This is a genomic window from Methylibium sp. T29-B, assembly GCF_000576225.1.
Classification (GTDB): domain Bacteria; phylum Pseudomonadota; class Gammaproteobacteria; order Burkholderiales; family Burkholderiaceae_C; genus Methylibium; species Methylibium petroleiphilum.
Genome location: NZ_AZSN01000145.1, coordinates 1 through 9,115, shown reverse-complemented (window position 1 = coordinate 9,115; position 9,115 = coordinate 1). Strand labels below are relative to the sequence as shown.

At 71.4% G+C, this 9,115-nt stretch carries 7 protein-coding genes and 1 pseudogene; 5 read left to right on the top strand and 3 right to left on the bottom strand.

Features of this window, described 5'->3' with window-relative positions:
• The first annotated feature begins 291 nt into the window (after positions 1 to 291).
• From Y694_RS17455 to Y694_RS17445, 3 genes are all read left to right on the top strand, one after another.
• Positions 292 to 2,139, top strand: a complete 1,848-nt coding sequence (locus Y694_RS17455) for a DUF1800 family protein (RefSeq protein WP_231497748.1) — start codon at positions 292 to 294, stop codon at positions 2,137 to 2,139.
• Positions 2,140 to 2,152: 13 nt separating this feature from the next.
• A complete protein-coding gene (locus Y694_RS17450) occupies positions 2,153 to 3,388 on the top strand; it encodes a DUF1501 domain-containing protein (protein ID WP_051495861.1) in 1,236 nt (411 codons plus the stop codon).
• A 429-nt stretch (positions 3,389 to 3,817) separates the two neighbouring features.
• On the top strand, positions 3,818 to 4,369 hold the full coding sequence (locus Y694_RS17445; protein ID WP_036234805.1) for a hypothetical protein: 552 nt from the start codon (positions 3,818 to 3,820) through the stop codon (positions 4,367 to 4,369).
• Here the strand turns inward: Y694_RS17445 and Y694_RS17440 are convergent.
• The 3 genes and pseudogenes from Y694_RS17440 to Y694_RS17430 all read right to left on the bottom strand — a co-directional run bounded on the left by Y694_RS17440 (position 4,320) and on the right by Y694_RS17430 (position 7,354).
• Positions 4,320 to 5,389 (bottom strand): annotated as a pseudogene (locus Y694_RS17440) (glycosyltransferase family 4 protein). The gene Y694_RS17445 and the pseudogene Y694_RS17440 sit on opposite strands and share 50 nt — an antisense overlap.
• Positions 5,386 to 6,654 carry a lysophospholipid transporter LplT gene (gene lplT / locus Y694_RS17435; protein WP_036234804.1) on the bottom strand — a complete coding sequence of 423 codons (1,269 nt, stop codon included), beginning with the start codon at positions 6,652 to 6,654 and terminating at the stop codon, positions 5,386 to 5,388. The pseudogene Y694_RS17440 and the gene lplT overlap by 4 nt, the downstream one beginning before the upstream one ends.
• Before the next feature lie 106 nt (positions 6,655 to 6,760).
• Positions 6,761 to 7,354 (bottom strand): PAS and helix-turn-helix domain-containing protein, encoded by a 594-nt coding sequence (locus tag Y694_RS17430; RefSeq protein ID WP_011829054.1) that lies wholly within the window; start codon positions 7,352 to 7,354, stop codon positions 6,761 to 6,763.
• A 74-nt stretch (positions 7,355 to 7,428) separates the two neighbouring features.
• Here Y694_RS17430 and Y694_RS17425 point away from each other — a divergent pair, with 74 nt between their 5' ends.
• Both Y694_RS17425 and Y694_RS17420 read left to right on the top strand, forming a co-directional pair.
• Positions 7,429 to 8,136 carry a CoA transferase subunit A gene (locus Y694_RS17425; RefSeq protein ID WP_011829055.1) on the top strand — a complete coding sequence of 236 codons (708 nt, stop codon included), beginning with the start codon at positions 7,429 to 7,431 and terminating at the stop codon, positions 8,134 to 8,136.
• An 86-nt stretch (positions 8,137 to 8,222) separates the two neighbouring features.
• Positions 8,223 to 8,861, top strand: a complete 639-nt coding sequence (locus tag Y694_RS17420) for a CoA transferase subunit B (RefSeq protein WP_036234803.1) — start codon at positions 8,223 to 8,225, stop codon at positions 8,859 to 8,861.
• Positions 8,862 to 9,115: the final 254 nt, after the last annotated feature.

Genomic DNA, 9,115 nt, shown 5'->3' with positions numbered 1-9,115 from the left:
CCCGCCCGACGTGGCCACCGCGGCGCCGGCCGGCGGCGCCCCCGAGGACCTGGTGACGGCCGGCGAGATCCAGGCGCTGCGCGCCAACCAGCACCGCCTGCAGGCCGAGGTGGTGATGCTGCGTGCGCAACTGCACCGGCTGGCCGCCGAGCTCGGCGTCGACCTGTCCTAGGGTGGCGGCCGGGTAATTTGCCCGAGCTGCGCCGGCCGCGTGCAAACGCCCGGCCCCGGGCCCAGAATCGCCAGCGCCCGCCGTGCGGGCTGCCTGACCCACCAGCCCGGATTCCGATGATGTCCCTGCGCCGCCTCCTCAGGTCTGCCTTGTTCGGCCTCGTGCTGGCCGGCACCGCCGCGGCCGGTGTCGCCGCACCGGGTGCCGGCCCGGCCGCCTGGAGCGGCGATCTGCGTCCGATCGCCGCCGACCAGTGGAACGCCGAGCGCGCCGCGCACCTGCTGGAGCGGGCCGGCTTCGGTCCCACGCCCGAGGAGATCGCGCGCTTCGCCGCGATGACGCCGCAGCAGGCGGTGGCCACGCTGGTGCGGCCGCAGGGCATCGACAACAGCCACCTGCCGCCGTTCGACGCCTCCGACATCCACGAGCCCGGCCTCGAACCGTTTCCCGCCAGCCGGCCGGCCACCACCGAGGCCGCCAAGGCGCGCGGCGAGGCGCTCGGCGTGGCTGCCAAGCCCGAGGGCAACCGCCGCCTGCAGCCGGTGGTCAACAAGTTCTTCTACTGGCTGCGCGCCAGCCGCCTGGAGACGCACCGCGTCGCCTACTGGTGGGCCAACCGCATGCTGCTCACGCAGCGGCCGCTGGAGGAGAAGATGGCGCTGTTCTGGCACGGCCACTTCGCCACCCACGAGGACAAGGTGCGCGACGCGCGCAAGATGCTGCAGCAGCTGCAGCTGTTCCAGGCCAAGGGCCTGGGCAACTTCCGCGAGCTGATGATCGGCGTGGCCCAGGACCCGGCGATGCTGGCCTTCCTGGACGCCGGCGTGAACGTGAAGGGCGCGCCCAACGAGAACTTCGCGCGCGAGATCATGGAGATGTTCACCATGGGGGTGGGCAACTACAGCGAGCGCGACATCCGCGAGGCGGCGCGCGCCTTCACCGGCTGGAACTACGACGACCTGCGCTTCGTCGTCAACCGCGCCCAGCACGACGACAGCGACAAGCTCGTGTTCGGCCGCCGCGGCCCGTTCGACGGCGTGCAGGTCATCGACCTGATCCTCGAGCAGCCGGTCACGGCCGAGTACCTGGCTGGGCGCATCTACCGCTACCTGGCGCGCGACGAGATCACCCCCGAGCTGCGCCGGCGCCTCGGCGCCGTGCTGCGCGACAACCGCTACGAGATCGCGCCGCTGCTCGAAGCCATCTTCCTCTCGCGCGACTTCTACAGCCCCGAGGTGGTGGGCACGCGCATCAAGAGCCCGGTGGAGCTGGTGGTCTCGACCTACCGCAAGCTCGGGCTGAAAGAGGTGCCGGGCGTGCCCGACTTCAACGACGTGACCGGCGCGCTGGGCCAGCACCTGCTGTACCCGCCCACCGTGGCCGGCTGGGCCTACGGCCGCAGCTGGATCACGCCGGGCCTGCTGATGGAGCGCGGCAACTTCGCGCGCGACGTGCTGTTCCCCGACTTCACCGCGCTGCCGAACGACCGCTTCCCGAGCAACGCCACCGGCCTGGAGATCCGCGCGGTGCACGAGCGCATCTCGCGCGGGCTCGACATCACCGCCGCCACCGTGCCCGAAGGCAAGGACATGGCCGGCGGCGAGGCGATGGCCATGTCCAACCGCATGAGCGACCGCGACGAGGAGTTCAACACCCGCTACGGCAGCTACCGCGGCTGGCAGAAGGCGGTCGAGGTGGTGAAGCCCATTCCGCGCACGATGGCGCGCGTGGACCTGAGCGGCCTCGTCGTCGCCAGCGGCAGCCGCAGCACGGCCGACGCGGTCGACGCACTGACGCGCCGCTTCCTGAGCGCACCGGTCGGCGCCGCGCAGCGCGCGGCCTGGGTCGAGTTCCTGACGCGCGAGCTGGGCACCGACCGCATCGACCGCGCATCCACCTACATGGAGGACGGCCTGCGCATGCTGCTGCACCTGATGCTGGCCAGTCCCGACTACCAGCTCGGATGAGGAAGGACCCGCGATGAGCGCTTCGTCCCACACGCCCGCACGCGGCGCCGCCCTGACGCGGCGCGCGCTGTTGCAGGCCGGCCTCGGCGGCCTGGTGCTGCCGACGCCGTTCGCCGCGATGGCGCAGCAGCCGGCCGTCGTGCCGGCGAGCGAACGGCGCCGCATCCTGGTGGTGCTGGAGATGTCGGGCGGCAACGACGGCCTGAACACCGTGGTGCCGTATGCCGACGACACCTACTACCGGCTGCGGCCCAAGCTCGGCATCCCGGCCCAGCGGCTGCGCCGCATCGACGACCACCACGGCTTCAACCCCGGCCTGGCGGGTTTCGAGCGGCTCTACAAGGACGGCAAGCTCGCCATCGTGCACGGCTGCGGCTACGACAACCCGAACTTCTCGCACTTCTCGTCGATGGCCTACTGGCACACCGCGGCGCCCAACAGCGGCGAGGAGTACGGCTGGGTCGGCCGCCTGGCCGACGCGATGCGGCCCGACGGCGCCAGCAACTTCATCGTCAACATCGACGCCACGCAATCGCTCGCGGTGCGCAGCCGGCGCCACGTGCCGGTGGTGTTCGACGACCCGGAGAAGTTCGTCCGCGAAGGCTTCTACGAGGAGCGCGGCCTGCTCGACCGGGTCGAGCCGTCCGAGGCCTCCGACAGCGGCAACCGCCGCTACCTGCGCGACATCGCCCGCAGCGCGCGCGACGCCTCCGAGCTGGTGCGCCAGGCGTGGTCGAAGTACTCCACGCCGGTCGACTACGGCGTGCTGCCGGTCGACCTGCCCAAGGTCGCCTCGCTGATCGCCGCCGGCCTGCCGACGCAGCTCTACTACGTGGCCTACCGCAACAACGCCTTCGACACCCACGTGCACCAGGCCGACCTGCACCAGCGCCTGCTGACCTACGTGTCCGACGGCGTGCTGGCCTTCATGCGCGACATGGAGCGCATCGGCCGTGCCGACGACGTGGTGCTGATGGCGTTCTCGGAGTTCGGCCGCCGCGTGCCCGAGAACACCAGCCTCGGCACCGACCACGGCACTGCCGGCCCGATGTTCATCGTCGGCAAGCCGGTGAAGGGCGGGCAGTACGGCCGGCCGGTCAGCCTGACCGAGCGCACGCCCGACGACAACCTGCGCCACACCACCGACTTCCGCCGCACCTACGCCACCGTGATGGACGGCTGGTTCGGTCGTACCGACACGCAGGCGGTGCTGCGGGGGCGCTTCGAGAGCTTCCCGCTGTTCGCCTGAGGAGGTACGGGCACTTCCGGTGCGAGGCGCGCCGTGGGAGCTGGCGCCGCGCCGGTCCGCTGTGTTGCGTTCATGTCCCCCGAGCCCGACCTCCGGTCGGGCTCTCCTCCTTTACTTCACTCCACACAGCGGCCCGTCGCGGCGCTTCGATACACCGCGGCGTGCCGAGGTTTGAAGACCTTCGCGCCTCTCGGTGGTACGTGCGACCAGGACGTCGGGTGAATGGCGCAGCGAGGTAGAGGAGGAGGGCGGCGGCCGGGAGGCCGACGTCCGGGGGACACGAGCGGAGCCGTTCGCCCGATGGCGTGGTCAGCAGCGCTCGGTGCAGGCGAACCGCAAGCGTCGGCCACGATCACTGGCAAGGCCATCCAACTTCGGCAATGATGTGTCCATGCGCGGACGGCCGCGCCCGAGGCCCGGAGGACGGCGATGCTCGACGCGGCGCTCCTGAGCTACCTGCTGGCGGCCGCCGCGCGCCTGTCGGGCTACGACCCGGTGCCGTTCGAACAGCTGCCCTCGGTCCAGCTGCTGCCGGCCTCGGTGCTCCGCTCGCAGGTCTGTCCGGTGCAGCCGCAGACCTGTGCCGACATGGTGGCCATCTACGACCACACCCGCAGCCGCATCCTGGTCAGCGACGAGCTCGATCCGCACAGCAGCCGCGACAACTCCTTCATCGTCCACGAACTCGTGCACGTGCTCGAGTCGCGCCGCAAGGCCTCGCAGTACCAGACCGACTGCGAGGAGACGCTCGAGTCCGAGCGCACCGCCTACCGCGCCCAGAACCTCTACCTGCGCGAGCAGGGGCGCCCGGAGCGCTACGGCGGGCAGCTGCAGCAGATGGTGTGCGCGCGCGAGCAGCCGCTCGGTGCCAGCGCGATGCGGCTGGAGATGGCGCCGGTCGGATCGCGCGACGAGATGGCGCTGGAGGCCTTCATGCAGGATCTCGGGCGCCGACGTTCGGCGAACGCTCCGCCGCGCTGAGCATCTCTTCCGACGCGCGATGGCCGTCGATCGGCCGCAGCGCCGCGAGGAACTGCTGCGTCGCGCGCTCCCACGAGTACTGCTCGCCGTGGCGGCGCACCGCCTCGCGCGGCAGCTGCAGCGCGCGCAGGCAGGCCACGCGCAGGTCGGTGTGCAGCACGCCGCCGGCGGAGCGGCCCACCACGTCGATCGGCCCGGCACCGGGAAGGCGGCCACCGGCGTGCCGCAGGCCATGGACTCGGCCATCACCAGGCCGAAGGTGTCGGTCACGCTGGGGAACACCATCACGTCGGCGCTGCGGTAGAGCGTGGCCAGCGCCGGGCCGTCGAGCACGCCGAACCAGCGCACGCCCGGATAGCGCGCCTCGAGCCGGGCGCGCGCCGGGCCCTCGCCGGCGATCCATTTCTCGCCGGGCAGTTCGAGCTTCAGGAAGGCATCGACCTGCTTCTCCACCGCGATGCGGCCGACGTAGAGGAACACCGGGTGCTCGGCGCGCGGCAGGCGCGGGCCGTCGGCGCTGAACAGGCCCAGGTCGACGCCGCGCGACCACCAGCGCGCGTGCCGGAAGCCGCGGGCGCGCAGGTCGTCCACGATGGCCGGCGTGGGCGTCAGCGTGCCCAGCCCGGCGTTGTGGAAGCGCCGCAGCAGCGCATAGCTCCAGGCCGTGGGCAGGCGCGTGCGCGCGTGCACGTACTCGGGAAAGCGGCTGTGGTACGCAGTGGTGAACGGCCAGCCGCGCGAGCGGGCCACCGAGCGCGCCAGCCAGCCCAGCGGCCCCTCGGTGGCGATATGCAGGCAGTCGGGCGCGAAGGCATCGATGCGCCGCGCGACGCCGCGGCGCGTGGTCAGCGCCAGCTCGATCTCGGGGTAGCTGGGGCAGGGCATGCTGCGAAAGCCCTGCGGCGACAGCAGCTCCACCTCGTGCCCGAGCTTCTGCAGCTCGCGGCGCGTCATCTTCAGCGTGCGGACCACGCCGTTGACCTGCGGTTCCCAGGCGTCGGTGACGATCATCAGCTTCATGCGTTCTCCGGTGTGGCGTTGCGATGCGGTGCGGGGTGGGCGCCCAGGCTCGCGTGGCGGCGGTGCAGCGCGGTGATCGCGGCCGTGGCCAGCGCCACCAGGGCGCCGAAGCCCCAGATCAGCAGCGCCAGCGGCAGGCCGGCCGCGGTGAGCGCGGCATAGAGCGCCAGCAGGGCCAGCACGCCCAGGTTCTCGTTGAAGTTCTGCACCGCGATCGAGCGGCCGGCGCTCAGCAGCGTGTGGCCGCGGTGCTGCAGCAGCGCGTTCATCGGCACCACGAAGAAGCCGGCGCAGGCGCCCACCGCGGCCAGCAGCGGCGTGGCCGCGAACGGCTGCTCGATGACCGTCATCCACGGCACCAGCAGGCCCATCGCGATGCCCAGCGGCAGCACCCGCGTGGCGTTCGGCAGGCTCAGCCAGCGGCCGGCCGCCACGGCCCCGGCGATCAGGCCGAGCGCGGTCGCGATCTGCAGCCCTGCGGCTTCGTGCAGATCCAGCCCCAGCGAGTGCTCGGCCCAGCGCAGCACCACGAACTGCAGCGTCGCGCCGACGCCCCAGAACAGCGTGGTCACGGCCAGAGAAACGCGACCGGCCGGATCGCGCCACAGCCGGCCGTTGTCGTCGGCGAACTGCCGCAGCAGCCGGCCCGGCGCCACGCGCGGGTAGCGCGCGCCGCTGTCCGGGATGCACAGGTTCAGCACGCCGGCCAACACGAACAGCGCCAGCACCGTGAGCAGCGCCGGCAGCAACTGCGTGCCGCCGGTCGGCAGCGCCTGCGCCAGCGGCGGAAGCCAGGGCGCGGCGGTCTGCGCCGACGGGCTGACCAGCAGGCCGCCGAGCGCGGTGCCGAGCAGGATGGCGCCGACGGTGCACACCTCGATCCAGCCGTTGGCCGCCACCAGCCGGGCGGGCGGCAGCAGCTCGGTCACCAGCCCGTACTTGGCCGGCGAGTAGGCGGCCGCGCCGATGCCCGCCAGCGTGAAGGCCAGCAGCGGGTCACCGCCGGCGACCAGCAGCGCGCAGGCGCCGGCCTTCAGCCCGTTGCTGACGAACATGACGCGCGCCTTCGGCCAGGCGTCGGCCAGTGCGCCCACGAAGGGCGCGAGCAGCACGTAGGCGAGCGTGAAGCCGAGCTTGAGCAGCGGGGCCCACCACAGCGGCGCGCCGAGCTCGTCGAGGCGGGCGATCGTGACGATCAGCAGCGCGTTGTCGGCGAGGCCCGAGACGAACTGCGCGGCGATGAGGACGTGGAAGCCAGTGGGCACGAGGCGGGGGCGGGCGCCGGCGGTGCGCCGGCCGCCCGATTGGATGACGCGCCCGTGGCGGCGTCGTGACCGCGGCGTGACCGGCGCGTGTCGGCGCCGCGGCGGCTCAGCCGCGCACCAGCTTGTTCACCAGCTCGGCGGTGCTGCCGGCGGCGTACTTGCGCAGCAGCCGGGCGCGGTAGATGTCGACGGTGCGGTGGCTCACGCCCAGCACCTTGCCGATCTGCTTGCTGGTCTGGCCCTCGATCAGCAGCGCCGCCACCTCGCGCTCGCGCGCGGTGAGCCCGGCGCGGCCGGCGGGCGTGAGCGGGCGCTGCGAGGACAGGTCCTCGAAGCTCCAGATGCCGGCCTCGTGCGGCGTCTCGCGGTTGATGGCGCGGCCCATCACGTGGCACCAGAACAGCTCGCCGCGCGGGTTGCCGGGTTCGCGTTTCATGATGCGGTCGTCGGCGTAGCGGCCGTGGCGGTCGAGCTTGAGCAGGATGCGCGCGCCGGTGCGCTCGAACTCGTCGTGGCTCGGGTAGAGCACCTCGAAGGACTGGCCGATCAGCGCCTCGCGCGGCGAGCGGAAGATCTCGGCCACCGCCTGGTTGCAGTCGACGATCTTGCGGTGGCTGGAGATCACCAGGCCCACCGGCGCCAGCTCGAAGGCGCCGCGGTGATCGATGGTGGCGACGGCGGCAAGAGAGGCGCTAGTCATTGCTTAGGCGATTGTACGTATGCGGATACGTAGTACGCTGCGTGCTGGTGTCACCGCCCGATGGAGCGAACTGCATGAACAAGGTCTACCCGAGCGCGAAGGCCGCGCTCGACGGCATCGTGAAGGACGGCCAGTTGCTGGCCGTCGGCGGCTTCGGCCTGTGCGGCATCCCCGAGGCCCTGATCGACGCGTTGCGCGACAGCGGCGTCAAGGACCTGACAGTGATCTCCAACAACGCAGGCGTCGACGGCTTCGGCCTCGGCAAGCTGCTCGACACGCGGCAGATCAGGAAGATGATCTCCAGCTACGTGGGCGAGAACAAGGAGTTCGAGCGCCAGTTCCTGGCCGGCGAGCTGGAGCTGGAGTTCACGCCCCAGGGCACGCTGGCCGAGAAGCTGCGCGCCGGCGGCGCCGGCATCCCGGCCTTCTTCACCAAGACCGGCGTCGGCACCATGGTGGCCGAGGGCAAGGAAACTCGCGAGTTCGACGGCGCCGTCTACGTGATGGAGCGTTCGCTGCTGCCCGAGGTGTCGCTGGTCAAGGCCTGGAAGGCCGACAAGAGCGGCAACCTGCTGTTCCGCCGCACCGCGCGCAACTTCAACCCGGCGGTGGCGATGGCCGGGAAGCTCACGGTGGTCGAGGTCGAGGAGATCGTCGAGACCGGCCACTTCGATCCCGACGCGGTGCACCTGCCCGGCATCTACGTGCACCGCATCGTGCTCAATGCCACGCCGGAAAAACGCATCGAGAAGCGCACCATCACCGAGAAGGCGGGAGTCTGAGATGAACAACCACCCCTACGTCGCTACGCTCCTGTCCCCCGAGGGGACGCAAGCCTCCCTCGGGGCGGCCCAGCGGGAGGCTTGATATGCCCTGGACCCACGACCAGATGGCGGCACGCGCCGCCAAGGAACTGCACGACGGCTACTACGTCAACCTCGGCATCGGCCTGCCCACGCTGGTGGCCAACTTCGTCGATCCGACGATCGAGGTGTGGCTGCAGAGCGAGAACGGCATGCTCGGCATCGGTCCGTTCCCGACCGAGGACGAGGTCGACGCCGACATCATCAACGCCGGCAAGCAGACCGTGACCACCCTCGCGGGTTCGTCGATCTTCGGCTCGCACGACAGCTTCGCGATGATCCGCGGCGGCAAGATCAACCTCAGCATCCTGGGCGCCATGCAGGTCAGCGAGCACGGCGACCTGGCCAACTGGATGATCCCCGGCAAGATGGTCAAGGGCATGGGCGGCGCCATGGACCTGGTGGCCGGCGTGGGCCGCGTCATCGTGCTGATGGAGCACGTGGCGAAGAAGAAGGACGGCAGCATCGACCTGAAGCTGCTGCCCAAGTGCACGCTGCCGCTCACCGGCGTGGGCGTGGTGAACCGCATCATCACCGACCTGGCCGTGATGGACGTGACGCCGCAGGGCCTGAAGCTCGTGGAGCTGGCCGCCGGCGTGACGCGCGAGGAAGTGCAGGCCAAGACCGGCGTGCCGCTGCGCTGAGCCGCGCACCCGCAAACAACGCCCGCGCCGTGCCCTGAACGGGCACCGCGCGGGCGTTGCCGCATCCGGCGCCCGCGGTGCAGGGTCTTCGGCCGAACCCGGCCTCGGCAGTCCTACAATGAAAATCATTCGTATTCACAGGACTGTCGATGAAACGCCGCCTCTTCCTCGCCGTCGCCGCGATCGCTGCCGGTTCGGCTTCCGCCCAGGGGGCGCCGGCCGCTGCCGCCGCCGGGCCGACGCCGGCCGCCGTG

What these genes read in the sequence shown, in the direction of transcription:
- Y694_RS17455 (WP_231497748.1), top strand. Translation starts at nt 292, where the DNA reads ATGTCCCTGCGCCGCCTCCTCAGGTCTGCCTTGTTCGGCCTCGTGCTG.
- Y694_RS17450 (WP_051495861.1), top strand. Translation starts at nt 2,153, where the DNA reads ATGAGCGCTTCGTCCCACACGCCCGCACGCGGCGCCGCCCTGACGCGG.
- Y694_RS17445 (WP_036234805.1), top strand. Translation starts at nt 3,818, where the DNA reads ATGCTCGACGCGGCGCTCCTGAGCTACCTGCTGGCGGCCGCCGCGCGC.
- Y694_RS17430 (WP_011829054.1), bottom strand. Translation starts at nt 7,354, where the DNA reads ATGACTAGCGCCTCTCTTGCCGCCGTCGCCACCATCGATCACCGCGGC.
- Y694_RS17425 (WP_011829055.1), top strand. Translation starts at nt 7,429, where the DNA reads ATGAACAAGGTCTACCCGAGCGCGAAGGCCGCGCTCGACGGCATCGTG.
- Y694_RS17420 (WP_036234803.1), top strand. Translation starts at nt 8,223, where the DNA reads ATGCCCTGGACCCACGACCAGATGGCGGCACGCGCCGCCAAGGAACTG.